Below are 1,005 nucleotides of genomic sequence, written 5' to 3'. Positions count from 1 at the left end.
AAAGGTACAGCTATTCGTTTAGTTACGCCTGATGACGGGATAGAAGATGTATCCCTATATATAGTATTATGAATTGTTGGTTTACTATATGTAGCGTACTTGCGAAGAAGTATAACAGCATATAGTGGTATGTGAAGATTCTCTTGTGTCTTTTTTTGATGAAAAAACCTTAAATATTTATTGACTTTTGTAGGGCTTATTTTGGTGCGGCTTAGACGTTAAGTGGGCACTGCCGTGCACCAAATTGGATTAAAAAGTAGTAGGAATGGTTAGCCTTTTATAACCATATATAGTGTATGGGTGTTTGTTGTAAATGGCGAGCTTGGTGCTCGCTGACTACCAATTGCACAATATGCCGTTATAATGCGCCGCTCTTATTAAACGCGCCAGTTTTACGTTCTGGTCGCTGAACACAGGAACATGTATATGTCTGACATCACCGTATGTGCCATGTATCGATTCGTCGACTTGCCAAACTACAAAGAACTTCGCCAGCCCTTACTAGATAAAATGCTAGAAAACGATGTACGCGGTACATTATTGCTAGCAAGCGAGGGAATCAACGGCACGGTATCTGGCACCGAAGCATCCATTGAAACCTTATTAACTTGGTTTAAAGCTATCCCCGAGTTTGCAGATATTGATTACAAGCTTTCGTTTGATGAATCTCAACCGTTTTACCGCACCAAGGTGAAACTTAAAAAAGAAATTGTCACGATGGGGGTAGAGGGTATCGATCCTAAAAAAGTTGTTGGCACATACGTCAAACCTAAAGACTGGAATGCGCTTATTTCTAATCCTGAAGTTGTACTGATTGATACGCGTAATGATTATGAGTATGAGATTGGTACGTTTGAGGGTGCCGTAAACCCTAAAACTGATACCTTTAGAGAATTCCCGGCTTATGTTGATGAACATTTAGATCCTGCTAAGCATAAAAAAGTCGCTATGTTCTGTACGGGCGGCATTCGTTGCGAAAAATCGACAGCTTTCCTAAAAGAAAAG

The 1,005-nt window shown here is 40.2% G+C and carries 1 protein-coding gene; it reads left to right on the top strand.

Annotated features, from left to right (window positions below):
* Positions 1 to 426 precede the first annotated feature (426 nt).
* Positions 427 to 1,005, top strand: a 579-nt coding sequence (locus tag A3739_RS26905; RefSeq protein WP_082878637.1) for a rhodanese-related sulfurtransferase, incomplete at its 3' end; no start/stop codon positions are given.

Source organism: Oleiphilus sp. HI0067 (assembly GCF_001635735.1).
The sequence above is the reverse complement of the archived record's forward strand: the minus strand, read 5'-3'. Positions and strand labels throughout refer to the sequence as shown.